Origin of the sequence: Halomonas ventosae (assembly GCF_004361885.1) — a bacterium.
GTDB lineage: Bacteria > Pseudomonadota > Gammaproteobacteria > Pseudomonadales > Halomonadaceae > Halomonas > Halomonas ventosae_C.
This window is the reverse complement of record NZ_SNWH01000002.1, coordinates 204167-228248: the sequence shown is the minus strand read 5'-3', so window position 1 is coordinate 228248 and position 24082 is coordinate 204167. Positions and strand designations below refer to the sequence as shown.

The following is a 24082-nucleotide window of genomic DNA, read 5'->3' as shown; positions in this document are numbered from 1 at the left end:
TCGGAACTGATTCGCTTAGAACATCAGCACACTGGGGGCCGAAGCAACAAGCGCTCTAGAGGGCTGTCTGCCCGCGCGCCCGGCCAAAATCCTGGGGATATTACAGGAAATGGTGCCCGACAGCTACCCCCGCCGCATCCTAAGCACCGGGGCTGATCCGGGAGCAAGTCTGCGAGGAGGCGCTGTAAACCCTTCCCTGGGCGCTACATTTGCCATCCATGGCAAATGACCTCCTCTTCGACTTGCTCCCGGCGCCCCTCGATCCTCCTGCTGCAACGCTACAGCCTTACAAGCCCAGCACGTCCTGCATCGAGTAGCGGCCGTTGTCCTGGTCGGCCACCCAACGTGCGGCGCGCACCGCGCCCTTGGCGAAGGTCATGCGGCTCGAGGCCTTGTGAGTGATCTCGATGCGCTCGCCCTCGGTGGCGAACATCACGGTGTGCTCACCGACGATATCGCCGGCACGCACGGTAGCGAAGCCGATCTCCTTGTCGGTCCGCGGCCCGCACTGGCCCTCGCGGGCGAAGACGCCATGCTCCTTGAGGGTGCGGCCCAGGCTCTCGGCGATCACCTCGCCCATCTTCAGCGCCGTCCCGGAGGGCGCATCCACCTTGTGGCGGTGGTGGGCCTCGCTCACCTCGATGTCGTAGCCCTCGTCGCCCAGCGCCTTCGCCGCCGTCTCGAGCAGCTTCAGCGTGAGGTTCACTCCCACGCTCATGTTCGGCGCGAAGACCATCGGCACCCGGTCGCCAAAGCCGTCGAGTTCGGCAAGCTCATCGTCTTTCAGGCCGGTGGTACCGATGACGATGCGCTTGCCGTGCTCGGCGCAGAACGCCAGGTTGGCCAGCGTGGTGGTGGGATTGGTGAAGTCGATCAGCACATCGACGTCATCTGCGATAGCCTCGAGCGAGTCCACGGCGGCCATACCCAGCTTGCCGACACCGGCCAGCTCGCCGATATCGGCGCCCACCAGGGAACTTCCGGGCTCGACGATGCCGCCGGCCAGGGTAGCCCCGGCATCCTGCTGCACGGCGTTGACCAGAGTGCGGCCCATGCGGCCGGCGACCCCGACGATGGCGATACGGGTCATGCGGACTCCTGTAGAAGCAGTAGCGGTTCAAGAATGGGTGAGAGTATATCAGAGCCTCAAGCGGCATCTCGTGGCGATACGCTGTGCTCGATTTCCTCGCCATGGTCGAGCTCGACTCGCTTGAGGCCATAGACTGGCTGGAGGTTGGGTCACGCTTGCGCATCACCGTCGAAATAACGCACTAGACGCAACGCCGTGCAACAAAACGGGCCCAGCCAGTCGGGTTGAGCGGAATCGACAACAGGCCTTAAGCAGGCGCGCGGCCGTTGCGCAACAGCAGCATGATCGCCATGATCACCAGCAGGCTGCCCGGCAGCCAAATCCAGCCGACCCGTTCGGGCTGGCGGGCGAACAGCAGCAGCATGGAGACGAAGGGTACCAGGTAGCTGTAGGCAGTAACCGCTCCCGGCGTCAGCACAGCGGTGGCACGCTGCAGCAGCCAGAAGGTGAGGGACGTGGAGAAGAGACCCAGGTAAACCAGCAGCAACAGGTCAGGGCCGGTCATGGTCGCCAGGCGGCCCACCGGCTCGACGGCCAGCCCCAGCAGCCCGATCAGCACGGCGCCCAGCCCCAGACTCCAGAAGGTACGCACCGCGGCGGACGCCGGCAGGCGCCCGGTTGCCAGCCCCCATTTGCTGAGCACCGGGTAGAGCGCCGTGGAGAGACACCCCAGGAAGAACACCGCCTCGCCGAAGCCGAACTGCAGGCGCCCGCCCTGACCCACGGCTTGCGCAAACGCCAGGCCCAGCGCCCCTGTGGCGCCCAGCGCCAGGATTGCCGGCAGGCGCCAAGCCAGCCGCTCGACACCGAAGCCCAGCCCCAGCAGGAAGGCGAGCAGCGGCACCGTGACGAAGAGCGTGGCCATGGAAAGCGCCGTGGCGTGGTACGCCGCCCAAAACATGGCAGCGAAGAAGCCGGCCAGGCAGAGCCCCATCAGGCCATAGAGGGGGAGCTGCCGCCAGGAGGGACAGTGCTCCGTTGAACGTCGCGCCAGCCACCAAAGGCCGCCGCAGGCGATAAAGAAACGCAGCGAGGTGAGCGAGAATGGCGGCAGCTCGCTCATCACTCTCACTGCAGGAAACGAGAGCCCCACCAGCACCGCCCACAACAGCATGCCCAGATGGGCGCTTAGGGGCGAGAGCCCCTGGCTCAATTTTCCCAGACGATCTCCAGGGTCACGCCCGCCAGCCCCTCGAGCGCAGCATTCACCTTACCCTCCAAGCGGTCCAGCGTCTCGTCATCCAGCGTCTCGACGGCCACGATCAACCGATCCGGCTCGGCCTGCAGCAGGCACAGGCCCTCGTCGAAGGTAATCCGCGCCTGAGTCTCCTCACGGTTGATCGGCCGCGCATCGGCCCACTCCCGACAGAGGCGCTCGACCAGCCCCTTGGCATCCTCGGCGGGAATCTCGGCTCGTGAAATCGGCATGGCAGCCTCCGCGTCTCTATTGGGTGAATGCCCAGACTATGACGATGCCCCGATGAACGCTACCCCCGACGCGATGTGGCTCGACGAGATACCGGCTTGCGCCGGTGCGCAGCAAAGGCTCACCGCCTAACACTATGCGCCTGGCACTATGTCCCAGACACTATGCTGTTGCACAGACCCCACCACTGACGGAGAAAGCAAAACATGATCATCAACTGCGTGGCCTACGAAAAGGGACGGCGTCTACGCGACATCCAGACCGACGAGATTAGCGACTACCTGGGACAGCCTGACCGTTTCGTATGGGTGGCACTGCATGAGCCCGGCGAGCAGGAGATGGCTCGCTTCCAGGACGTGTTCGGCCTGCATGAGTTGGCCGTGGAGGATGCCCTGAACGGGCGCCAGCGCGCCAAGCTCGAGGAGTATGGCGAGGCGCTGTTCGTGATCATGCACATGGTCACGATGCATGACGACCAACTGGAGACCGGCCAGGTGGCGGTATTCGCCGGCCCCGGCTATGTGTTGTCGGTGCGCCTGCACCCGGGACAAGGCTTCAGCGAGGTTCGTCAGCGCTGCGAGCATGAACCGAAGCTGCTCAGACACGGCCCCGCCTTCGTGATCTATGCGCTGATGGACACCATCGTCGACCGCTACTTCCCGGTGGTCGAGGCCCTGCAGGCCGAGCTCGAGAGCATCGAGGACCAGATCTTCATCAGGGGAACGGCCCGCCGGAGCCTGGAGCGCCTCTACCAGCTCAAGCGCCAGACCATGAAACTCAAGCATGCCGCCATGCCCCTGGGCGAGGCCGTGGCGCACCTGTTCGGTGGCCGAGTGCCGGCGCTATGCCGCAAGACCCGGGAATACTTCCGCGACGTGTATGACCATCTGCATCGCATCGAGTCGGCAGTGGATACCATCCGCGAGATGACCATCACCGCGATCCAGGTCAACCTCTCGATGGTGGCGATTGACGAGGGCGAGGTGCATAAGCGGCTGGCGGCCTGGGCCGCCATCTTCGCGATGGCCACCATCCTCGCCGGCATCTGGGGCATGAACTTCACTCACATGCCCGAGCTCGACTGGCGACTAGGCTACCCGATGGCATTGCTGGTGATGGGTAGCGCCTGCAGCACGCTCTACTGGCGCTTCCACCGCGCCGGGTGGCTCTAGCGACCGAGCATATACGACGAGGCCCCGACTCCTCTCGGAGCGCGGGGCCTCGTCGATTCCTGAGCGACCTACGGCTTCATGTCCTCGAAGAACTTCTTCACCCCATCGAAGAAGCTCGACTTCTTCGGCGAGTGGTGATGGCCGTGGCTGCCGCCCAGGCTGTCCTGGAACTTGCGCAGCAGTTCCTTCTGCTCCTCATTGAGCTTGACCGGGGTCTCGACCACGACCTTGCACAGCAGGTCGCCCGGCGGTCCGCCCCGTACCGGCTTGATGCCTTTACCCTTGAGACGGAAGACCTTGCCGGTCTGGGTCTCGGGCGGGATCTTCAGCTTGACCCGGCCGTCCAGGGTTGGCACTTCCAGCTCGCCGCCGAGTGCGGCATCGACGAAGTTGATCGGCACCTCACACTGCAGATGGCGGCCGTCGCGCTCGAAGATATGGTGCGGCTTGATCGCCACCTGGACATAGAGGTCGCCGGGCGGGCCACCGTTGATGCCGGCCTCGCCCTCGCCGTTGAGGCGAATGCGGTCGCCGGTATCCACACCAGCCGGGATCTTCACCGAGAGGGTGCGGGTCTCGCGTACCCGGCCCTCGCCGTGACACTTGTGACACGGCACCTTGATGTGCTGACCGCTGCCGTGACAGGTCGGGCAGGTCTGCTGCACGGCGAAAAAGCCCTGCTGCATGCGTACCTGGCCCATGCCATTACAGGTCGGGCAGGTCTCCTTGCTGGAGCCCGGCTCGGCACCACTGCCATCGCAGCGTCCGCACTCCACATGGCGTGGCACGCGGATGTCCACGCTGGTGCCGGCGACGGCGTCCTCGAGGTCGAGCTCGAGATTGTAGCGAAGGTCGGAGCCACGGGCCGGCGCATTGGGGTGGCGACGTCCACCACCACCGCCGAAGATGTCACCGAACACATCGCCGAAGATGTCGCTGAAACCGCCGGCTCCGCCTGCGGACCCACCGAAGCCACCTCCGCCGAAGCCCCCGGCCTGCTCGTCGACGCCGGCATGGCCGAACTGGTCATAGGCGGCGCGCTTCTCGCTGTCGCTCAGAACCTCGTAGGCCTCCGAGACCTCGCGAAACTTCTCCGCCGCGCTGTCATCTCCCGGATTACGATCCGGATGAAACTTCTGGGCGAGGCGTCGGTAGGCCTTCTTGATGTCCTTCTGATCGGCCCCGCGCTCGACGCCCAGTACTTCGTAGTAGTCACGCTTGGACATGAGTCTGTCCGCCTCCGTAGCGACTCTGCGGAAACACCAACGCGGGAGTCAGGCCCCCGCGCTGGCGTCATCCGTGGTTCAGATGTCGTGGTTTACTGCTTTTTCTGGTCGTCGTTGACTTCTTCGTACTCGGCATCGACCACGTCATCTTCCTGCTTGGCGCCAGTCTCGCTGCCGGCCTCGCCGCCCTGGGCGGCCTCGCTCTGCTCGGCGTACATCTTCTGCGCCAGGTTGCCGGACGCCTCGGTCAGCTTGTCGAGCTTGGCCTGGATGTCGTCCTTGTCGTCGCCCTTGATCGCCTCTTCGAGCTCGGTGGCGGCATTCTCGATGGCCTGCTTCTCCTCGTCGCTGGCCTTGTCGCCGGCCTCCTCGAGGGTCTTCCGGGCGGCATGGACCATGCCGTCGGCCTGGTTGCGCAGCTGAACCAGCTCCTCGAACTTCTTGTCCTCGTCGGCGTGAGCCTCAGCATCCCGGACCATCTGCTCGATCTCCTCCTCGGAGAGACCGCTGGAGGCCTTGATGACGATCGACTGCTCCTTGCCGGTGGCCTTGTCCTTGGCGGACACGTTGAGGATGCCGTTGGCGTCCAGGTCGAAGGCAACCTCGATCTGCGGCACGCCGCGCGGTGCCGGCGGGATATCGGCCAGGTCGAAGCGGCCCAGTGACTTGTTCTGACTGGCCTGCTTGCGCTCACCCTGCAGCACGTGGATCGTCACGGCCGTCTGGTTGTCGTCCGCGGTCGAGAAGGTCTGGGTCTTCTTGGTCGGGATGGTGGTGTTCTTCTCGATCAGCGGGGTCATCACGCCGCCCAGGGTCTCGATGCCCAGGGTCAGCGGGGTGACGTCGAGCAGCAGCACGTCCTTGACGTCGCCGCCCAGCACGCCGCCCTGGATGGCAGCACCCACGGCCACGGCTTCGTCCGGGTTGACGTCCTTGCGGGCTTCCTTGCCGAAGAAGTCGGCCACGGATTTCTGCACCATGGGCATACGCGTCTGGCCGCCGACCAGGATGACGTCATCCACTTCGGAAGCCGAGATGCCGGCATCCTTGAGTGCGGTCTTGCACGGCTCCATGGAGCGCTTGATCAGATCCTCGACCAGCGACTCGAGCTTGGCACGGGTCACCTTGACGTTGAGGTGCTTGGGACCGGTGTTGTCGGCCGTGATGTAGGGCAGGTTGACATCGGTCTGCTGAGCGCTGGAAAGCTCGATCTTGGCCTTCTCGGCAGCCTCCTTGAGGCGCTGCATAGCGAGGTTGTCGCCGGAGAGGTCGATACCGCTGTCAGCCTTGAACTGATCGACCAGGTAGTTGATCAGCTTGAGGTCGAAGTCCTCGCCACCCAGGAAGGTGTCACCGTTGGTGGCCAGCACCTCGAACTGTGTCTCGCCGTCGACATCGGCCACCTCGATGATCGAGATATCGAAGGTACCGCCGCCCAGGTCATAGACCGCGATGGTCTTGTCGCCGCGCGCCTTGTCCATGCCATAAGCCAGGGCCGCCGCGGTCGGCTCGTTGATGATGCGCTTGACCTCGAGGCCAGCGATGCGACCGGCATCCTTGGTGGCCTGACGCTGGCTATCATTGAAGTAGGCCGGCACGGTGATGACCGCCTCGGTGACTTCTTCACCCAGGTAGTCTTCCGCGGTCTTCTTCATCTTCTTGAGCACTTCGGCGCTGACCTGCGGCGGGGCGAGCTTCTTGCCCTTCACCTCGACCCAGGCGTCGCCATTGTCGGCCTCAGTGATGGTGTAAGGCACCATCTTGATGTCCTTCTGGACGACGTCGTCCTTGAAGCGACGGCCGATCAGGCGTTTGATGGCGTACAGGGTGTTGTGGGGGTTGGTTACCGCCTGGCGCTTGGCCGCCTGGCCCACCAGGATCTCGCCATCCTCGGTGTAGGCGATGATGGAGGGCGTGGTGCGTGCGCCTTCGGCGTTCTCGATCACCTTGGCCTGATCACCGTCGAGCACGGCGACACAGGAGTTGGTGGTCCCCAGGTCAATACCGATGATGCGTCCCATAGGAAATCCTCGAAATGGCAGTTGAATTCATCGTCTGCGGCTTTCACCGCGTGGTTGCTGTCTATCTGGGGGCCCTCGAGACCTTTTCAAGACCCGAGGGCCGCTTTTGTGTGGCCAGCCCTAGTGGGCAGCCTGGCTGACCACCACCATGGCCGGGCGCACCAGGCGTCCATTGAGCAGGTAGCCCTTCTGCATCACTTCCATGACGGTATTGGGCTCCATCTCAGGGTTGGGCACCATGGCCATGGCCTCGTGATACTGTGGGTCGAAGGGTTCGCCGTGGGGTTCTAGCACCTCCACGCCGAACTTGGCCAGAACGTCATGCTGCATCTTGAGGGTCATGGAGACGCCCTCACGGTGCGCCTCACTGGCGCCGTCCTGCATGGCGTCCAGCGCTTTCTCAAGGCTGTCGACCACTGGCAACAACTCCTTGACGAATTTCTCGAGAGCGAACTTGCGCGCCTTCTCGGCCTCGTGTTCAGCACGACGGCGCACGTTCTGCGCCTCGGCGGCGGCGCGCAGAGCCTGGTCCTTGGCCTCAGCGACGCTCTGCTCGAGTTCCTCGACCCGGGCCGCCAGCACTTCGGCCTCGGGATTGTCTGCGACCTGGGCGTCGACGGCGGCCTGTTCGGCGCCTTCGATGGCCTTCTCCCGCTCGTCCTCCGCGATCACCGGCTCGGCCTGCGGCTCGGCGTCCTGCTCTTCACGAGCGAGCTCGCGAGCGAGTTCGTCTTCCTGCGGCGTCTGGGGCTCTTTGGCCATTATGAATCTCCTGAATGGCAATCAGCGGCCAAGGCCGCTGGCAAGGCATGAGTGATGGCTTGAATACGTATCTGCGAGGTATATGGGGATGCGCGTGGCGAACTCAAGGCGTCATCGGGCGACGACGCTGAACGTGCATTGTGGGCGAACCTTGACTACTGTATAAACACACAATACGTGTATGAATAACCAGCACCCATATCCTGAGTAGCCCCAGACCGACCGTCCCAGATAGCTCCCGGGAGACACCATGCTGACAGAGCTTGCCATCCGTGACTTCGCCATCGTCGACCACCTCGAGCTGGAGCTTTCCGGCGGCATGACCGCCATCACTGGCGAGACCGGGGCAGGCAAGTCCATCCTGCTGGGCGCCCTGGGGCTGTGCCTGGGCGAGCGCGCCGACAGCGCCAGCGTGCGCCACGGCCGCGAACGCGCCGACGTGAGCGCCCGCTTCGACCTCCAGGCGCTACCTGCGGCCCGCGCCTGGCTCGAAGCTCGCGAGTTGCCCGCGGACGACTGCCTGCTGCGTCGGGTGGTTACCCGCTCCGGGCGCTCCAAGGCTTGGATCAACGGCCAGCCGGCCACGGTGGCCGACCTGCGTGCCTTGGGCGAGCAGCTGATCGAGATCCATAGCCAGCACGCCCACCAAGCGCTACTGCACGAGGAAACCCACCTGCGCCTTCTCGATGATTTTGCTGGCCACCGCGAACAGGTGACCGCGATGCGCCAGGCCTTCCGCGACTGGCAGACAACCCGCCGCCGCCTGGAGCGCCTGGCTGAGGACGGCGATGAGATCCGCGCCCGCCGTCAACTGTTGCGCTACCAGGTCGAGGAGCTTGAGGCGCTGGCGCTGGCTAAGGATGAACTCAAGGGACTCGAGGAAGAACAGGAAGAGCTGGCCCACGCCGAGGAGCGGCTGCGCGAGGCCCAGTTTGCCGCCGAATGCTGCGACGGCGACGAGGGCGGCGCCCTGTCGCTGCTCAACCAGGCGATCCAGCACCTCGAGGCACTGCCAGGCAGCGAGCGTGGCAGCCTGGCCGACAGCCTCGCCATGCTCGGCGACGCCCGCATCCAGGTCGAGGAGGCCAGCCGCGAGCTCGGCCACTTCGCTGCCGGCGTCGAGCTGGACCCGGAACGGCTGGCCTGGGTCGAGGCGCGCCTGAGCGAGGTGCATCGCATCGCCCGCAAGCACCATGTGCTGCCCGGGGAGCTTCTGGCCCTGCACCAGAGGCTGGCCGAGGAGCTCAAGGGGCTGGAAGGCGGCGATGGCGATTTAGAAGCACTGGCCGCCGAGGCCGAGACACTGAAACAGCGCTGGCAGCAGCAGGCCAATGAGATCTCCCGAGCCCGCTACCGGGCCGCCCGCCGATTCGGCGAGGCCGTGCAGGAACAGCTGGCCTTTCTGGCCATGGACAAGGCGACCTTTGAAATCGAGCTCGCTTCACGTGATATCCCGGCTGCCGAGGGGCTGGAGGGCGCCCGCATGTTGATTAGCGCCAACCCGGGGCAGCCGCCTCGGCCACTGGCCAAGGTCGCCTCCGGTGGAGAGCTCTCGCGCATCAGCCTGGCGATCCAGGTGGTGGCGGCCCAGCACTCGACCATTGCCAGCCTGGTCTTCGACGAGGTAGACGTGGGCGTCTCCGGGGCCACTGCCGAGATCGTCGGCCAGCTGCTGCGCCGGCTGGGCCACAACGGCCAGGTGATGACCGTGACCCACCTGCCACAGGTGGCCGCCCAGGCCCATCATCACCTGCACATCGAGAAGCAGGCCGGCGAGGCCTCCACCCTGACCCGTATGGCGCTGCTCGACGAGGCCGGGCGGGTCGGCGAATTGGCCCGCATGTTGGGGGGCGTCAACCTCTCCGACCGCACCCTGGCGCATGCCCGCGAGATGCTCGACGCCAGCCAGCGTGCCCACCACTGAGCACAGCCCACATCCAGAGGCAACGCTTCACACACCACACGGCCCCGATCTCAGGATCGGGGCCGTGTGGTGTGTGGCGGCAGTGCTCAGCGAGCCAGGATCACTTCTTCTGCAGATTCTGCAGGCCTTCCTGGCGATTCGTCCGCGAGCCCTGTGGCCGCACGTAAAGCACCAGCGCGTGGTCGATGAGATCGAAGCCGTGTTCCTCGGCGATCTGCTGCTGACGTCGTTCGATGGTCTCATCGAAGAATTCGATGATCTCGCCGCTCTCCAGGCACACCATATGGTCGTGGTGCTCCTCATGGGAGAGTTCGAAGACCGCATGCCCGCCATCGAAGTTGTGGCGAATCACTAGACCAGCAGACTCGAACTGGGTCAACACGCGATAGACAGTGGCCAGGCCTACGTCCTCCCCGGTGTCGAGCAGGGTTTTGTAGACGTCCTCGGCGCTCAAGTGGTGTTGCTCGGAGGCATTCTCGAGAATCTGCAGGATCTTGACGCGAGGCAGGGTCACCTTGAGACCGGCCTTGCGTAATTCATGGTTCTGGTCGGCCATGGTCGCTCTTCGCAGTATCGGGTAGGGTCGGTTATGATCGACCGACCACACGATAGTGAAGAACAGGCGCAAATGCAAAAGCTGACTAGAATCATCACCCTTTCCGTCGCCCTGCTGATGATCAGCGGTTGCAGCTATATCGGCGTGTACAAGCGCGACCTGCCCCAGGGTAACCTGGTGACCGAGGCCATGGTCGAGCAGCTACGACCGGGTATGAGTCGCAGCCAGGTAATCGACCTGATGGGCAGCCCGCTGCTCGAGGCACCCTTCGACGCCAACGAGTGGGACTACGTCTACCGCCTCGATAAGGCCTATGGCGGCGTGAAGCAGCGCCGGGTCACGCTGACTTTCCAGGGCGAACGCCTGGTCAGCATCGAGGACGAGGGCAATATCGCCGGCAACATCCAGCTACCCAAAGACAAGGGCGTGGGATCCCGTGTCGAGGGCATATCGGACATACAGGAAGACCCCATCGACAACGTCACCCCGGATCGTCCCGGCGAGTAGCCGGTCCCGGCCCGCAGTCAGCGTCTTTCGTCAGCCGCTCTCTCGATACGCGCCGCCTTGGGATCGATCTGCAGCGGGCGATAGACCTCGACCCGATCCCCGTCGCGCAGACGCACCGCATCCGGGTCGCGCAGACGCTTGCCGAAGATGCCCAGGTCGGCCTCCCGGAAGATGACCGGAGAGTATTCGGGAAACGCCACCTCCAGCCTCGCCATGGCCACCGCCTGACGCGCCGTGGTACCCGCGGGTACCGACAGCGGCATGATGCGCTGCCGCTCAGGTAGCGCAAAGGCCACCTCGACCTCGAGCATGGTAGCTGTGCTATCAGCCATACAGCTGGTCCGCCCGCCGCGTGAAGGAATCCACCAACTGGCCGGCCACCTGCTGGAAGAGCTTGCCGAAGGCCATGCCCATCAGACGGTTGGCAAACTCGAACTCCAGCTCAAGGCTCACCTTGCAGGCGTGCTCGCCTATGGGCAGAAACAGCCAGCGACCGCGCAGTCGCTTGAAAGGGCCGCTGACCAGCGACATCTCGATGCGCTCGGGCTCAATCAGGTCGTTGCGCGTGGTGAAGCTCTGCTCGATGCCGGCCCGTCCCAGGGTCATCTCACCGATCAGGTGCGCGTCGTCGTGCTCAAGCAGGCGGGCGCGGCGGCACCCGGGCAGGAACTCCGGATACCGCTCGAAGTCGTTGACCAGGTCGAACATCTCCTTGGGGGTATGCCGCACCGTGGCGGACCGATTGACCGTTGGCATTGAGCTCTCCGCTGACTTCACAGTGCCCAGGGCGTATCATGAGCGGTTATTTCAGTCCTTGAATGGTACCACGCTTCCCCCCACATCGAAGGGCAGTGCCACCGGCAGATACAGGACACGAGGTTTCATGGCCAATAAGAAAGGCAAGAGCAAGGGGCCTGGCAACAATGTCATCGCCCAGAACAAGAAGGCTCGCTTCGAGTACCACATCGACGAGACCTTCGAGGCCGGGCTGGTGCTGGCCGGCTGGGAGGTAAAGAGCCTGCGGGCTGGCAAGGCGCAGCTCACCGACACCTACATCCTGGTCAAGAACGGCGAAGCCTGGCTGCTGGGCAGCCACATCATGCCGCTGAACACCGCCAGTACCCACGAGGTGGCGGATCCGACGCGCACCCGCAAGCTGCTGCTGCATCGCAAGGAGATCGCCAAGATCTTCTCCCGCACCCAAGAGAAGGGCCATACTTGCGTACCGCTCAAGCTCTATTGGAAGAACAACCGGGTGAAGTGCGAGCTGGCCCTGGTGACCGGCAAGAAGCTCCACGACAAGCGAGCCACCGAGAAGGACCGCGACTGGCAGCGCCAGAAAGGCCGCATCATGCGGGAACAAACCAAGGCCTGAGGTGTCACTAACCAGTACATCCTGTTAGGATGCGTATTACGGGGGCGACACGGTTTCGACGCCGGTGACAATCCCTGAGGTGCATGCCGAGAGCGTGATGTATCTCGTAAATCCAACATCACGATTGAATAGTCGCAAACGACGACAACTACGCTCAGGGCGCGCTGGCAGCTTAAACGCCGCTAGCTTCTAGCCCGGCCCCGAAGTGATGTGCCCATTCATCACGGAGGGGATACGAGCGACGACTGATGGGATCGCGATCGGTGGTGTCCTCTCGCCGGTCGTTAAAACTGAGAGGAATCGCGTGGCTGGATCCTGCTCGTCGGAGCCAGTCGCGTTAAATCAAAAGACGAAACTAAGCATGTAGAGCCAATGGGTGAGTGCCGGCGGACGCGGGTTCAATTCCCGCCGCCTCCACCAAACCAAGGTTTCAGGAGGTTCCACAACGCTTCAGAAGCCGCATGAATAGGGGCCTCCGGGCCCCTTTCTTGTGTCTGGACGTTTCATAGCATTCCTTGACATGCCCCCTCCCAAGGGGGCATGTCTGGGGGCACAGCGTCGAAACCAGCTACCTAATGCCCCCAACTTCGCCAGAACCCGCGCCAACCGGCGCCCACCTGGCAGACAGCCTTCCCCTACTTGGGGGCATCCGGCACAGCCGAACGGGGGCATGAGGCGACCACCAGCCCGAGGTGCCCCATGAGCCGCCAGACCAACAAGCTGTCCGCCACCGCCGTGAATGCAGTGGACGCTGAAGGCCACCAAGCAGGCCAGCAAGATACCCAAGCCCGACCGCAGCCGGATCATTGCCAGCGTGGGCGAGCTGGAGGAGTGGCCGGGCTGCATCACGACCAAGGACATCAAGCCACTGAAGCGCCACCAGCACCACTACCGGCTCCGTGTGGGCCGCTACCGCGTGTTATTCGACGTAGAAACCTGGCTGCGCGTGGTGTCCATCGAGGAGGTGAAGAAACGCGATGAGCGCACCTATTGATTACCGTATCAGCGAGGAGGCGGGCCGCCGCTTTGCCGTTGTGCCCCTGGAACAGTTCACCGAGCTGGTGGAGCGAGCCGGCGACGCCGAGGCCCTGACACTGCCTCACGAGATCGTCAGCCGCCACCTGTCCGACGAGATTCCGCTGGTTCGTTGCTGGCGCGAGTACCTGGACATGACCCAGGCTGAGCTTGCCAGCCGGCTGGAGGTCTCCCAGGCCCAAGTCGCCCAGTGGGAGCGCCCCGGTGCCAACCTCCGCCACAGCACGCTGAAGAAGCTGGCCACCGCCATGGGTATCCATGTGCAGCAACTCTCCCTCGACGACGACTGAGCCGATGACGCGGCAAGCGCCGCCCCTGTTGGCTGGCTAGGTCCGATCACCCGAAAGCATAGCATGGTAACTCCACCATGCCCGCCAGCCCTCCCCAACCTGAAGTGCGCGAGGAGTAGCGCGATGTCGAACGAATTAGACCCTCCCTTCTTCCCGCCTGACAGTGTGCTTCCACGTAGACGTGGCCTTCTTGAGAGCGCCACAAACAATCCATGGCCACGCCAATGGGCTGAGCATCTGGAGTTGCTGACGCCAGAAGGAAAACTAACCAGCGTGGACGACATGCTGGTGCTGATACTAAGCGAGCTGAACAGGCTTCAGGAGCAAATTGATAGCGACGAAGAGCCAGACAGGCACTCGGAGACTATAGTGGCCCCCTCCCTGGGGCTACCGACGCCATCCCTGGCGTAGGCCCCCTCTACGACCTGTCCCGGCGCCCCTCGTCAGATCCAACTGCGATAGCCCTACCCTTCAGCTAGCGTCAAAAATCGTAAGCGCCCGCTGATCATCGCTTGTCAGTCATCGGTTTGTGCTGCCCATTCCAGGAAATGCTGTCCGAATCTCGCCACAGCCCCCAAGCGCTCTACGCAGGGCGATGGTTCCGAGGCAAAGGTGATTACGCTACTCCTGGGCGCCGCCATTCTGTACAATGCGCGCCCTACATCCCTGCCCCGCGCCTAGGGTACGAAACAAAACCGTGTACATAGGTGCGTACATATCAGTGAGTCACACCCTATGAGCACGACCGCAAGTCCTTCAAATATAGATGCTCTCAGGAACATCGCCATCATCGCTCACGTCGACCACGGCAAGACCACCCTGGTCGACAAGCTGCTCAGCCAGTCCGGCACGCTCGACCGCAAGGCCGAGGGGCAGGAGCGCGTCATGGATTCCAATGACCAGGAGAAGGAGCGCGGCATCACCATCCTGGCCAAGAACACGGCGATCCGCTGGCAGGACCCCGACGGCGAGTACTACCACATCAACATCGTCGACACGCCCGGACACGCCGACTTCGGCGGCGAGGTCGAGCGGGTCATGTCGATGGTCGACTCGGTGCTGCTGCTGGTGGACGCGGTCGACGGCCCCATGCCGCAGACCCGCTTCGTCACCCAGAAGGCCTTCGATCAGGGCTTGAAGCCGATCGTGGTGGTCAACAAGATCGACCGCCCCGGTGCCCGCCCGGATTGGGTCATCGACCAGATCTTCGATCTCTTCGACAACCTCGGGGCCAGCGACGATCAGCTCGACTTCCCGATCATCTACTGCTCGGCGCTCAATGGCGTCGCCGGGCCGGACCCCGATGAGCTGGCCGAGGACATGACCCCCATGTTCCAGTCCATCGTCGACATCGTCGAGCCGCCCAAGGTCGAGCTCGACGGCCCCTTCCAGATGCAGATCTCGGCGCTGGACTACAACAGCTATGTCGGCGTCATCGGCCTGGGCCGCATCACCCGAGGCTCGGTGAGGCCCAACCAGCAGGTCACCGTGATCACCAAGGAAGGCCACACCCGCAAGGGCAAGATCGGCCAGGTGATGACGCACATGGGCCTGGAGCGCGTGCAGACCGACGAGGCGACCGCCGGCGACATCGTCTGCATCACCGGCATCGACAACCTGGCGATCTCCGATACCCTGTGCGATCCGGCCGCCGTCGAGGCGCTGCCGCCGCTGTCGGTGGACGAGCCCACCGTCTCGATGAGCTTCCAGGTCAACGACTCGCCCTTCGCCGGCAAGGACGGCAAGTTCGTCACCAGTCGCAACATCAAGGACCGCCTCGAACAGGAGCTGATCCACAACGTGGCCCTGCGCGTCGAGCAGGGCGAGACGCCGGAGAAGTTCAAGGTTTCCGGCCGCGGTGAGCTGCACCTCTCGGTACTGATCGAGACCATGCGCCGCGAGGGCTTCGAGCTCGCCGTGGGGCGTCCCGAGGTGATCATCCGCGAGATCGACGGGGTGAAGCAGGAGCCCTACGAGGAAGTGATCATCGACTGCGAGGAGCAGCACCAGGGCGCCATCATGGAGGAGCTTGGCTATCGCAAGGGCGAGCTGATCAACATGAACCCTGATGGCAAGGGTCGTGTGCGCCTGGATTTCATGATTCCTGCCCGCGGGCTGATCGGCTTTCGTGGCCAGTTCCTGACCCTGACCTCGGGTACCGGCATCCTGACCAGCCGCTTCGATCACTACGGGCCGCTCAAGCCCGAGGCCTCCATCGAGCGGCGCAACGGCGTGCTGGTCTCGATGGTCTCCGGCAAGGCGCTCGCCTATGCCCTGTATGCCCTGCAGGAGCGCGGCAAGCTGATCATCGACCACGGCACCGAGGTCTACGAGGGCATGCTGGTCGGCATCAACAACCGCGCCAACGACATGGTGGTCAACCCCACCAAGGGCAAGAAGCTCGACAACATGCGCGCCTCGGGCAACGACGAGAACATCGTGCTGACCCCGCCGGTGCGGTTCAGCCTCGAGCAGGCCATCGAGTTCCTTGATGACGATGAACTGGTCGAGGTCACCCCGCACCACATCCGGCTGCGCAAGAAGCACCTCACCGAGAACGAACGCAAGCGGGCCAGCAAGAAGTAACGCTGGCTGGCTGGCCGTCTGCAGAGCCCGCCTTGGCGGGCTCTCGCGCTGATGACGGCGGCATGCAGTCTTCCGGGGTCAGGGCGACTATGCTGAGCCTGAAACGCCTCTACCCAAGGAGCATCAAGATGCACAAGCACGTAGAATGGGACGACCCCGGCACCGAGAGCGTCCTGCGCTTTTATGCCGACCATCCCGAGGACTGCCCGATACCCCATCCCAGCAGCATCCTCTCGGCCCGCTACCGAGGCTTCACCGTGAGGGTGAAGGTCGAGGCACGCGTCGAGGACACCAGCATCGGCGAAGTGGTGGCACTGATCGCCAACGACAACGGCCGGCGCAAGCAGAGTGTCGGCGACCTCTCGCTCGGCGACATCGTGCGCCTGCCCGATGCCTATCGCGCCCTGGAACCTCGCCATCCCGAGGAAACCGACGAGCAGCAGGAATGATCCATGCGGGGGTGGCTACCGCTACCGCCAACGCCCCCTAAACGCAGCACCACTAGCCAGGAAGGTGGCTTGTGCCGCAGAGTTGCACGAGCCAGGCTCACAAGGCCATCAAGACAACTTTGGATCTCCATGAGCGCGCACAACGTCTGGACCCCAAGGGCCTCTTCCTGTTGACCGGCGTCAGCCTCGGCCTCCACACGTTGCAGAACAACAACCGACGGAACCTGACATGGCAGCCATCATCGACGTCCAGCACGTCCACAAGGCCTTCGGCGGCCTCAAGGTCATCAATGACTGTTCGATCCAGGTGGAGCAGGGCTCGATCACCGGCCTGATCGGCCCCAACGGCGCCGGTAAATCGACGCTGTTCAACATCATCGCCGGGGCCCTACCGCTGGACAGCGGCCACATCCTGCTCGATGGCGAGGAGATCACCAACCAACCCGCCAACCAACTGTTCCACAAGGGATTGCTGCGCACCTTCCAGATCGCTCACGAGTTCTCGCAGATGACGGCGCTGGAGAATCTGATGATGGTACCGCCGGCCCAGGCCGGTGAGAGCCTATTCAACGCCTGGTTCAAGCCCTCGCGGGTAATGCTGGAGGAGAGCGAGGTGCGCCGCCGGGCGCTGGAGGTCATCGACTTCATCGGCCTGCACCCTGTACGCAACGAACTGGCCGGCAATCTTTCCGGCGGACAGAAGAAGCTGCTGGAGCTCGGCCGCACCATGATGACCGACGCCCGTGTGGTGCTGCTCGACGAGATCGCCGCCGGGGTCAACCGCACCCTGCTCGGCGACCTGGTGAGCAACATCGAGCGGCTCAACCGCGAGATGGGCTACACCTTCCTGGTCATCGAGCACGACATGGACATGATCGCCCGCCTTTGCGACCCGGTGATCGTGCTGGCCCAGGGCAGCGTGATGGTCGAGGGTAGCATCGAGGAGATCCAGAACGACCCCCGGGTCATCGAGGCCTACTTCGGTGCCGCGTCCTGACCACAACACTGCCCTCCGCGCGCCGGCAGCCATCCGGCTAGCGCATCCCCACAACACGAACAAACGCAGAGAACGCCTGACAATGCCATTACTCGACGCGCGCGACGTGCATGGCGGCTACGGCGGCATGAACATCCTCAACGGGGTGAACATGGCCATCGAGGCCGACGAGATCGGCGTGATCGTCGGCCCCAACGGCGCCGGCAAGTCCACCATGCTCAAGGCCATCTTCGGCCTGCTCCACGTCAACCAGGGCGAGATATTGCTGCGTGGCGAGCCGATCCATAACCTGCCGCCCAACAGGCTGGTGCAGAAGGGCATGGGCTTCGTCCCCCAGGAGAAGAACGTCTTCCCGAGTCTCACGGTGAAGGAGAACCTGGAGATGGGGGCTTTCCTCAAGCCCGACAACGTCAAGCGCATGCTCAAGCAGGTCTACGACTTCTTTCCGCCGCTGCATGACAAGCGCCACCAGCCCGCCGGAGAACTCTCCGGCGGCCAGCGCCAGATGGTGGCCATGGGCCGGGCATTGATGGCCGAGCCCAGCCTGTTGCTGCTCGACGAGCCCACTGCCGGCCTCTCGCCGCTTTACATGAACGAGATCTTCGAGCAGGTGAAGCTGGTCAATTCGGCCGGGGTGGGCATCCTAATGGTCGAGCAGAACGCCAAGCAGGCTCTGGCCATCGCCGACCGGGGCTTTGTGCTGGCCGCCGGCCAGAACCGTTTCACCGATACCGGTGCCGCGCTGCTCGCCGACCCGGAAGTCGCCAAGAGCTTCCTCGGTGGCTAGCCCCCGTAGCCTGTACTGGAGAACCCTCCCGTGAACGAACTCGTCTTCTTCATCAACAATGTGGTGATCGCCGGCAGCGTGACCGGCTCGATCTACGCCATCGGCGCGGTAGGCGTGACACTGATCTTCAGCATCATGCGCTTCGCCCACTTCGCGCATGGTGACATGATGACCTTCGGCGCCTTCATGGTGCTGCTGCTGACCACCGCCTTCCCTGGTGCCGGGGACGCCTTCGGTGTGCCTTCCGCGCTGGTTCTGCTGCCGCTGGCCATGGCGCTCACCGCTTTGCTGGCGGTAGGCATCGACAAGGCCTTCTACAAGCCACTGCGCGCCCATGGGGTCAAGCCGATCGTGCTGGTGATCGGCTCGCTGGGGGTGACCCTGATGCTCCAGGGCCTGATCCGACTGTTCGCCGGCACCAGCGGTCAGAGCCTCTACGTCGACGACCGCAAGGAGATCTTCCGCCTTGCTCTGCCCTTCGAGGGAGTACGGGCGCCGGTGGTGGTCACCGAACCGCAGCTCTACCTCTTCGTAATCACCCTGGTCGCGGTCATCGGCCTGCACCTCTTCCTCAGCCGTTCGCGGCTGGGCAAGGCGATGCGCGCCATGTCCGACAACCCCGACCTGGCCCAGGCTTCGGGCATCAACACCAACACCATCGTCGCCGTGACCTGGGTGATCGCCGGGGGGCTTGCCGCCATCGCCGGCACCCTGCTATCGCTGGACGTGACCTTCAAGCCCGACCTCAGCTTCTTCCTGCTGCTGCCGATCTTCGCCGCCACCATCGTCGGCGGCGTGGGTCACCCCTACGGCGCAGTCGCCGGCGGCTTCGTAGTCGGCTTCGCCGAGACCCTCGCCGTCTTCAACTGGAGCGTGCTGCTGCGCCCCTTTCGTGACAGCCTGCCGGAATGGCTGACCCAGTCCGGCAACCTGGCCTTCGTCGGCACCGAATACAAGATCGTGGTGCCCTTCTTCATTCTGGTCGCCATCCTGGTATGGCGTCCCACCGGCATCTTCAAGGGCAAGGTGATCTGATGGACACCAAACGCGCCGATACCGTCGCCGCACCGCGCCGCTTCCCGCTGCGCGAGGTCGTTCTCTTCGCTGCCGTGCTGACGGCCGTGCTGGGCGTCTACCTCGTCATGGGCGCGGCCTACAGCACACGCATGCTGGTGGAGGCCTCCTGCTATGCCATCCTGGCCCTGGGCCTGACCATCCAGTGGGGTTATGCCGGCCAGTTCAACGCCGGGGTGATGGGCTTCGTGGCCCTGGGCGGCTTCTGCGCCATGTTCTTTAGCATGCCGATCAACGAGGCTTTCTGGGGAAGCGAGCTCCCCGGCGAACTCGGCCAGGTGCTGCTCTATGCCATCGTTGCCATCCTGGTGGTGTTTGGCGCCACCCGGCTTGATCGCATCGGCGTGCCGAAGCTGCTGCGCACCCTGATCGCTATCATTCTCGGGGTGGTGCTCTACCTAATGGTGGTCAATGCCTTCCGCGGCGTGACCGACCAGATCGAGGCCCGCGCCGGCTTCATCGGTGGCCTCGGCCTGCCGGTCGGGGTCGGCTGGATCGTCGGCGGGGCGCTCGCCGGCGGGGTCGGCTACTTCATCGGCAAGGTATGCCTCGGGCTGCGCAGCGACTACCTGGCCATCGCCACCCTGGGGATCGCCGAGATCATCAAGGCCTTCCTCAAGAACGCCGACTGGCTGACCCGCGGCACCGCCACCGTCTCACCGTTGCCCTGGCCAGTGCCCGGCCCGGCCGAAATCGGCTTCACCCTGGCCCGGGCGCTTTACCTCTCGGTCACGGCGGCGATGATCGCGGTGATCTTCTTCCTGCTTAGCCGCGCCTACCATGCCCCCTGGGGACGCATGATCCGCGCCATCCGCGACAACGAGATCTCCGCCGCCGCCATGGGCAAGGACATCAACAAGCGGCGCCTGGAGATCTTCGTGCTGGGTTGCGTCCTGATGGGTCTCGGTGGGGCGGCCCTGGCGAGTTTCAACAGCATGTTCGACCCCCAGGGCTACCTGCCGCTCAACCATACCTTCCTGGTGCTGGTGATGGTCATCCTGGGCGGACCCGGCAACAACCTGGGCACCCTCTTCGGTGCGGTGGCGGTCTACATCATCTGGATCATGTCGGCGCCTCTGGCACTGTTCCTGATGGATATGGCGATGTCGCTTGGCCAGGGCCTTGGCTGGGAGACACCCACCAACATGGACAGCCGTGCGCTTCAGGCGCGGGTGTTCGTGATCGGCCTGCTGATCACCCTGGTGCTGCGCTATGCGCCCAAGGGGCTGCTGCCGGAGAAGGTCAAGCACCATGGGTGACACGAGCCGTAAGCCGTAAACCGTAAGCCATATACGATGCGGCAAACACAGAGGCCCCGGCGGTTTTCCGCCGGGGCCTCTGTGCTGACGGGCCTGGTTCGTGTTTACTTGTCCAGGAAGCCCTTGCTGACAAACTTACCGTCCTCGACCGCCATCTCCTCGACGACCCCCGGCACGTCGCCTTTCTCGTCGAACTCGTGGCTGCCGGAGGCCCCCTCGTAGTTGATCTCGGTACCGGCGGCGATCAGCTCCTTGGCCTTCTCCCATTCGCCGGGCAGGATCACTTCGCCCGGGGCGGAGGAGACGCTGCGTAGCGCCGGGGCAACACCCTCGCGCTCGGCGCTGCCGTTCTGCTCGATGGCCAGCGCCAACAGGAAGGCGGCATCATAACCCTGTCCGGCAAACACCGCCTCGTGGGAAATGCCTGCCGCCTCGGCCAGCTCAACAAAACGCTCGGTTCCCGGCGTGTCCGGGTTGCCCGGTCGGGTGGCGATGAAGCTGTCGTTGAGCACCTCCTCGCCCACGTTGTCGAGCAGCCCGGAGATCACCATGCCATCGGCGCCGATGTACTGAGTGAACATGCCGCTCTCATACGCCTGACGGACCACCGTCTGGCCGGAGGTGTCGCCGTAGGCCAACACCACCAGGTCGGGCACGCCGGTCGCCGAGAGGGTACCCAGCTCGGAGCGGTAATCGGCGCGGTTGTCCTCGTGGGCCAGGTTCTCGGCCACGGTGCCGCCCTCGGCCTCGTAGGTGGCCACGAAGGCGTCGGCCAGGCCGCGGCCATAGTCGTTGTTGACGTAGGTGACCACCACCTCATCGATGCCCTTGGCCAGCAGCATCCTGGCTAGCGCCTCGCCCTGGAAGGCATCGGAGGGCACCGTGCGGAACACCAGATCGTTGTCCGCGAGATCGCTCACCGCCGGCGCCGTGGAGGCCGGCGAGACCATCACCACGCCGCCGGGAATGGCCGCATTGTTGGCGGCCGCGATGGTCGCACCGGTACACAGTGCCCCGATGATCGCCGTGACATGTTCGCTGTTGACCAGGCGGTCGGCGGCGTTGGAGGCTGCCGAGGCGTCTGAGCAGGTGGTGTCGCCGGTGGGCATCTCGATCATCTGGCCATCGAGGAGTCCACCCTGTTCGTTGACGTGCTGCACGGCCAGCTGGGCGGCGTCATACACCGGCGGGGTCAACGTCTCGATCGGACCGGTGAAGCCCCCCAAGAAGCCGATCTTCACTTCGGCCTGGGCCATGCCGGAAAGGGCCACCGTGGACGCGGCGACTGCCATCGCCAGTACGTGTTTTTTCATGATTGTTTGTCTCGCTCGGGTTGCACGGGTAACACACCCCACAATCTGGAACGCATGCTGGCAGAACACAAGCCCGATCCGCCAACATTCCCCGCGATGATGCCTATACTGACTGGCGTCCATCCACGCTGGAGACCCACCATGATCCATCCGCTCCACACCGGCCTGGTCCTTGCCGCCACCCTGGGGCTGGCCGCCAGCAGCGCCTTTGCCTTCGAGCCCGCCGGCCAGGACGTCATCTACGAGGTGCTGTGAGCATGCATATCACGACCCTCTCCGGTAATCGCAGCGAGATCGGCGAGGCCCACGGCCGCGCCCATGCCGGGCTGATCACCCACAGCCTCGAGGTCTACGACCGGCTGTTCCAGGACTTCGCGGGCCTGGACTGGGCCCGGGCACGCCGGGAAGCGGGCCGCTTCCTGCCGATGATTGCGCACGGCTTCCCGGCCATCCTCGAGGAGATGGAGGGCATCGCCCGCGGTGCCGGGCTCGACTTCGAGGACATCCTCACCCTCAACTGCCGCAGCGAGATCTCGCTGACCCACGCCAGCGGCGGCTGCTCCGCCTTCGCCCTGAACCGCGACGGCACCCAATGGCTGGCCCAGAATTGGGACTGGCGCATCGACCAGCTGCACAACGTGGTGGCCCTCGAGATCAGCGGCCTCGATGCCCCCACCCTGATCAGCATCGGCGAGGCCGGCATGGTGGCCAAGATCGGCATGAACGAGCACGGCATCGGCGTCTGCCTCAACGCTATCCGCTCGCGGACCTGCGGTGAGGGGCTACCCATCCACATCGCCCTGCGCAAGATCCTCGAGAGCACCGACATGGACGCCGCCGTGGCCGTGGCCAGCCGGGATCGCGTCTGCTCGCCCGCCCACTTCCTGATCGGCAGTGCCGACGGCACCGCGGCCGGCCTGGAGGTTCACCCCGGTGAGCCGGGCCGACTGACCCCGCAGAGCGGCCTGGTCACCCACACCAACCATTTCCATACGCCTACCGCGACCCGCCAGGTCGAGGACTTCCCGCGGCCCGATTCCCGCTCGCGCCTGGCGCGGCTCGATAGCCTGCTGCGCGAACGACTGCCCGCCACGGGCGAAATCGGCGAGGGCGAGCTGTTCGCCATCCTGAGCGACCATGACCACGCCCCGCTCTCCATCTGCCGCCATTTCAACCCCGACCAACCCGCGGAGGAGCGCATGGAGACGCTGTTCTCGGTGGTGATGAATCTCACCCGGCGGCGCCTGACGCTGCGCCATGGCAAACCCTGCGAGAGCGACGAGAGCCTGACCGTGCAATTCGGCACCGAATGACCCTTCGGCTCTGCAGGCCAGTAACGCCCGAGCCGAGCATTCACCCCGCCAGCGCCTCCTCGACCAATCCGCGGGCCTCGGCTGTCATCGGCAGCTCCAGCGCCAGCTCATGGGCGCGCGGCGACATCTTCTTCCAGGTCATCTGCACGATGCGGATCAGGTGGTCGTGGTCGATCTGCTTCGAGAAGTCGCCGAAGTAGTTCTCCAGGAACACCAGGCAGGCGCAGTCCTCCACCGCCTGGGCGCCCGGGTCGCGCCCCAGGTTCTGCTTGCGGATCATCCGCGCCACCCGCTCGGCCTGCTCGGCGGTGTAGCCCGCCGCCTGCATCAGCCGGGCGGTGGTCTCGCCGGCGCGCTGCCCCTGGTCGCGCCGCCAGGTGAGATAGCCCACCCGCCCCTCGGGGTAATCCGTGCGCGGCACCTGCCAGCGCTGCAGGTGCTGGCCACGCACCGCGAGCTTGATCAGCTCGTCGGGCTGCTCATGCAACCGCTCCAGCCAGGCGCTCATGCGCCCGGCATGCCACAGCTCCTGGGGCACGCTCTCGCCATTTACCTCGATGCGACGCGGGTCTTCGGCGTGCAGCGCATCCAGGGCGGCCAGGGTCTGGTCGAAAGGGGAAAGCGGCATCGGTCAAGCCTCCGTGCGGAACAGGCGAGGCGGCCCGGCAATCACCACACCGCCGGGCCGATAAACCGCCTTTTCTGACGCAAAAACCGAGGCGGGTCAACCTTCCGAATCGCTCTGCTGCTCGGGGGGAGCCGTTCCCCGTCATCCGCAATCCCGACTTACTCGAGCCCCTCGAGGCGATCGGTCACATAGCAGCCCTGCGAGCTGGATACAGGGCAACCTGGCTCCGCGCAAAAGACCGCCATCCTGGCTGCGACGCGCATCATTAATGGCTTATCAATGCCTTACTCCA

General features: G+C 64.5%; 24 protein-coding genes and 1 other RNA gene. 14 read left to right on the top strand and 11 right to left on the bottom strand.

Annotated features, from left to right (window positions below; all coding sequences use genetic code 11):
- Positions 1-286: 286 nt before the first annotated feature.
- The 3 genes from dapB to DFO68_RS02920 all read right to left on the bottom strand — a co-directional run bounded on the left by dapB (position 287) and on the right by DFO68_RS02920 (position 2518).
- Complete coding sequence (gene dapB / locus DFO68_RS02930; protein ID WP_133481862.1) at positions 287-1090, bottom strand: 4-hydroxy-tetrahydrodipicolinate reductase; 804 nt, start codon at positions 1088-1090, stop codon at positions 287-289.
- Between the two features lie 247 nt (positions 1091-1337).
- Positions 1338-2243 (bottom strand): DMT family transporter, encoded by a 906-nt coding sequence (locus DFO68_RS02925; protein WP_243726398.1) that lies wholly within the window; start codon positions 2241-2243, stop codon positions 1338-1340.
- A complete protein-coding gene (locus tag DFO68_RS02920) occupies positions 2240-2518 on the bottom strand; it encodes a DUF2218 domain-containing protein (protein WP_133481860.1) in 279 nt (92 codons plus the stop codon). Before DFO68_RS02920 ends, DFO68_RS02925 begins: the two co-directional genes overlap by 4 nt.
- A 204-nt stretch (positions 2519-2722) precedes the next feature.
- Between DFO68_RS02920 and corA the strand changes: the two genes are divergently transcribed.
- Positions 2723-3688, top strand: coding sequence for a magnesium/cobalt transporter CorA (corA, locus tag DFO68_RS02915; RefSeq protein WP_133481859.1), 966 nt, complete (start codon positions 2723-2725; stop codon positions 3686-3688).
- A gap of 68 nt (positions 3689-3756) precedes the next feature.
- Here corA and dnaJ read toward each other — a convergent pair whose 3' ends face one another.
- The 3 genes from dnaJ to grpE form a co-directional block, all read right to left on the bottom strand.
- Positions 3757-4914 (bottom strand): molecular chaperone DnaJ, encoded by a 1158-nt coding sequence (gene dnaJ / locus DFO68_RS02910; protein ID WP_133481857.1) that lies wholly within the window; start codon positions 4912-4914, stop codon positions 3757-3759.
- Positions 4915-5006: 92 nt separating this feature from the next.
- Positions 5007-6935, bottom strand: coding sequence for a molecular chaperone DnaK (dnaK, locus tag DFO68_RS02905; protein ID WP_133481855.1), 1929 nt, complete (start codon positions 6933-6935; stop codon positions 5007-5009).
- Positions 6936-7055: 120 nt separating this feature from the next.
- The gene (gene grpE / locus DFO68_RS02900; protein ID WP_133481854.1) at positions 7056-7697 is read right to left on the bottom strand and encodes a nucleotide exchange factor GrpE; all 642 of its coding nucleotides are present in this window, start codon (positions 7695-7697) and stop codon (positions 7056-7058) included.
- A 250-nt stretch (positions 7698-7947) separates the two neighbouring features.
- Here grpE and recN point away from each other — a divergent pair, with 250 nt between their 5' ends.
- Positions 7948-9621, top strand: a complete 1674-nt coding sequence (recN, locus tag DFO68_RS02895) for a DNA repair protein RecN (protein ID WP_133481852.1) — start codon at positions 7948-7950, stop codon at positions 9619-9621.
- A 100-nt stretch (positions 9622-9721) separates the two neighbouring features.
- Here recN and fur read toward each other — a convergent pair whose 3' ends face one another.
- Positions 9722-10177 carry a ferric iron uptake transcriptional regulator gene (gene fur / locus DFO68_RS02890; protein ID WP_133481850.1) on the bottom strand — a complete coding sequence of 152 codons (456 nt, stop codon included), beginning with the start codon at positions 10175-10177 and terminating at the stop codon, positions 9722-9724.
- 72 nt (positions 10178-10249) lie between these two features.
- Between fur and DFO68_RS02885 the strand changes: the two genes are divergently transcribed.
- Positions 10250-10684 carry an outer membrane protein assembly factor BamE gene (locus tag DFO68_RS02885; RefSeq protein ID WP_133481848.1) on the top strand — a complete coding sequence of 145 codons (435 nt, stop codon included), beginning with the start codon at positions 10250-10252 and terminating at the stop codon, positions 10682-10684.
- 17 nt (positions 10685-10701) lie between these two features.
- Here DFO68_RS02885 and DFO68_RS02880 read toward each other — a convergent pair whose 3' ends face one another.
- Both DFO68_RS02880 and DFO68_RS02875 read right to left on the bottom strand, forming a co-directional pair.
- Positions 10702-11016, bottom strand: coding sequence for an RnfH family protein (locus DFO68_RS02880; protein WP_243726397.1), 315 nt, complete (start codon positions 11014-11016; stop codon positions 10702-10704).
- Positions 11009-11440, bottom strand: a complete 432-nt coding sequence (locus DFO68_RS02875) for a type II toxin-antitoxin system RatA family toxin (RefSeq protein WP_133481846.1) — start codon at positions 11438-11440, stop codon at positions 11009-11011. Before DFO68_RS02875 ends, DFO68_RS02880 begins: the two co-directional genes overlap by 8 nt.
- Before the next feature lie 127 nt (positions 11441-11567).
- Here DFO68_RS02875 and smpB point away from each other — a divergent pair, with 127 nt between their 5' ends.
- The 10 genes from smpB (at position 11568) to DFO68_RS02825 (ending at position 20536) form a co-directional block, all read left to right on the top strand.
- Positions 11568-12059 (top strand): SsrA-binding protein SmpB, encoded by a 492-nt coding sequence (gene smpB / locus DFO68_RS02870; RefSeq protein ID WP_133481844.1) that lies wholly within the window; start codon positions 11568-11570, stop codon positions 12057-12059.
- A 40-nt stretch (positions 12060-12099) separates the two neighbouring features.
- Positions 12100-12479: a transfer-messenger RNA gene (gene ssrA / locus DFO68_RS02865) on the top strand.
- 319 nt (positions 12480-12798) lie between these two features.
- Positions 12799-13053, top strand: coding sequence for a type II toxin-antitoxin system RelE family toxin (locus DFO68_RS02860; protein ID WP_133481842.1), 255 nt, complete (start codon positions 12799-12801; stop codon positions 13051-13053).
- On the top strand, positions 13037-13384 hold the full coding sequence (locus tag DFO68_RS02855) for a helix-turn-helix transcriptional regulator (protein ID WP_133481840.1): 348 nt from the start codon (positions 13037-13039) through the stop codon (positions 13382-13384). Before DFO68_RS02860 ends, DFO68_RS02855 begins: the two co-directional genes overlap by 17 nt.
- 735 nt (positions 13385-14119) lie before the next feature.
- Complete coding sequence (typA, locus tag DFO68_RS02850; protein WP_133481838.1) at positions 14120-15970, top strand: translational GTPase TypA; 1851 nt, start codon at positions 14120-14122, stop codon at positions 15968-15970.
- Between the two features lie 128 nt (positions 15971-16098).
- Entirely contained in the window at positions 16099-16419 is a 321-nt protein-coding gene (locus DFO68_RS02845; protein WP_133481836.1) for a hypothetical protein, read from the top strand.
- 229 nt (positions 16420-16648) lie between these two features.
- On the top strand, positions 16649-17416 hold the full coding sequence (locus tag DFO68_RS02840) for an ABC transporter ATP-binding protein (RefSeq protein ID WP_133481834.1): 768 nt from the start codon (positions 16649-16651) through the stop codon (positions 17414-17416).
- An 82-nt stretch (positions 17417-17498) separates the two neighbouring features.
- Positions 17499-18203 (top strand): ABC transporter ATP-binding protein, encoded by a 705-nt coding sequence (locus tag DFO68_RS02835; RefSeq protein ID WP_133481832.1) that lies wholly within the window; start codon positions 17499-17501, stop codon positions 18201-18203.
- A gap of 30 nt (positions 18204-18233) precedes the next feature.
- Positions 18234-19238: a branched-chain amino acid ABC transporter permease gene (locus DFO68_RS02830; protein WP_133481830.1), complete on the top strand. Its 1005-nt coding sequence runs from the start codon at positions 18234-18236 to the stop codon at positions 19236-19238.
- Positions 19238-20536, top strand: a complete 1299-nt coding sequence (locus tag DFO68_RS02825) for a branched-chain amino acid ABC transporter permease (protein WP_133481828.1) — start codon at positions 19238-19240, stop codon at positions 20534-20536. Before DFO68_RS02830 ends, DFO68_RS02825 begins: the two co-directional genes overlap by 1 nt.
- A 104-nt stretch (positions 20537-20640) precedes the next feature.
- Here the strand turns inward: DFO68_RS02825 and DFO68_RS02820 are convergent, their stop codons facing one another.
- Positions 20641-21849 carry an ABC transporter substrate-binding protein gene (locus DFO68_RS02820; RefSeq protein ID WP_373190811.1) on the bottom strand — a complete coding sequence of 403 codons (1209 nt, stop codon included), beginning with the start codon at positions 21847-21849 and terminating at the stop codon, positions 20641-20643.
- Between the two features lie 257 nt (positions 21850-22106).
- Between DFO68_RS02820 and DFO68_RS02815 the strand changes: the two genes are divergently transcribed.
- Entirely contained in the window at positions 22107-23162 is a 1056-nt protein-coding gene (locus DFO68_RS02815) for a C45 family autoproteolytic acyltransferase/hydolase (protein WP_133481826.1), read from the top strand.
- Between the two features lie 40 nt (positions 23163-23202).
- On the opposite strand, the gene DFO68_RS02810 is transcribed toward DFO68_RS02815, so the two are convergent.
- Positions 23203-23790 carry a DUF4202 domain-containing protein gene (locus tag DFO68_RS02810; RefSeq protein ID WP_133481824.1) on the bottom strand — a complete coding sequence of 196 codons (588 nt, stop codon included), beginning with the start codon at positions 23788-23790 and terminating at the stop codon, positions 23203-23205.
- Positions 23791-24082: the final 292 nt, after the last annotated feature.

Excerpts from the sequence above, each read along its gene's own strand:
- DFO68_RS02860 (WP_133481842.1), top strand. The coding sequence starts at position 12,799 with ATGCAGTGGACGCTGAAGGCCACCAAGCAGGCCAGCAAGATACCCAAG.
- dapB (WP_133481862.1), bottom strand. The coding sequence starts at position 1,090 with ATGACCCGTATCGCCATCGTCGGGGTCGCCGGCCGCATGGGCCGCACT.
- fur (WP_133481850.1), bottom strand. The coding sequence starts at position 10,177 with ATGGCCGACCAGAACCATGAATTACGCAAGGCCGGTCTCAAGGTGACC.
- DFO68_RS02855 (WP_133481840.1), top strand. The coding sequence starts at position 13,037 with ATGAGCGCACCTATTGATTACCGTATCAGCGAGGAGGCGGGCCGCCGC.
- DFO68_RS02920 (WP_133481860.1), bottom strand. The coding sequence starts at position 2,518 with ATGCCGATTTCACGAGCCGAGATTCCCGCCGAGGATGCCAAGGGGCTG.
- DFO68_RS02875 (WP_133481846.1), bottom strand. The coding sequence starts at position 11,440 with ATGCCAACGGTCAATCGGTCCGCCACGGTGCGGCATACCCCCAAGGAG.
- DFO68_RS02840 (WP_133481834.1), top strand. The coding sequence starts at position 16,649 with ATGGCAGCCATCATCGACGTCCAGCACGTCCACAAGGCCTTCGGCGGC.
- DFO68_RS02825 (WP_133481828.1), top strand. The coding sequence starts at position 19,238 with ATGGACACCAAACGCGCCGATACCGTCGCCGCACCGCGCCGCTTCCCG.
- recN (WP_133481852.1), top strand. The coding sequence starts at position 7,948 with ATGCTGACAGAGCTTGCCATCCGTGACTTCGCCATCGTCGACCACCTC.
- DFO68_RS02815 (WP_133481826.1), top strand. The coding sequence starts at position 22,107 with ATGCATATCACGACCCTCTCCGGTAATCGCAGCGAGATCGGCGAGGCC.
- DFO68_RS02845 (WP_133481836.1), top strand. The coding sequence starts at position 16,099 with ATGCACAAGCACGTAGAATGGGACGACCCCGGCACCGAGAGCGTCCTG.
- DFO68_RS02835 (WP_133481832.1), top strand. The coding sequence starts at position 17,499 with ATGCCATTACTCGACGCGCGCGACGTGCATGGCGGCTACGGCGGCATG.
- DFO68_RS02880 (WP_243726397.1), bottom strand. The coding sequence starts at position 11,016 with ATGGCTGATAGCACAGCTACCATGCTCGAGGTCGAGGTGGCCTTTGCG.
- dnaJ (WP_133481857.1), bottom strand. The coding sequence starts at position 4,914 with ATGTCCAAGCGTGACTACTACGAAGTACTGGGCGTCGAGCGCGGGGCC.
- typA (WP_133481838.1), top strand. The coding sequence starts at position 14,120 with ATGAGCACGACCGCAAGTCCTTCAAATATAGATGCTCTCAGGAACATC.
- corA (WP_133481859.1), top strand. The coding sequence starts at position 2,723 with ATGATCATCAACTGCGTGGCCTACGAAAAGGGACGGCGTCTACGCGAC.
- grpE (WP_133481854.1), bottom strand. The coding sequence starts at position 7,697 with ATGGCCAAAGAGCCCCAGACGCCGCAGGAAGACGAACTCGCTCGCGAG.
- DFO68_RS02820 (WP_373190811.1), bottom strand. The coding sequence starts at position 21,849 with ATGAAAAAACACGTACTGGCGATGGCAGTCGCCGCGTCCACGGTGGCC.
- smpB (WP_133481844.1), top strand. The coding sequence starts at position 11,568 with ATGGCCAATAAGAAAGGCAAGAGCAAGGGGCCTGGCAACAATGTCATC.
- dnaK (WP_133481855.1), bottom strand. The coding sequence starts at position 6,935 with ATGGGACGCATCATCGGTATTGACCTGGGGACCACCAACTCCTGTGTC.
- DFO68_RS02810 (WP_133481824.1), bottom strand. The coding sequence starts at position 23,790 with ATGCCGCTTTCCCCTTTCGACCAGACCCTGGCCGCCCTGGATGCGCTG.
- DFO68_RS02885 (WP_133481848.1), top strand. The coding sequence starts at position 10,250 with ATGCAAAAGCTGACTAGAATCATCACCCTTTCCGTCGCCCTGCTGATG.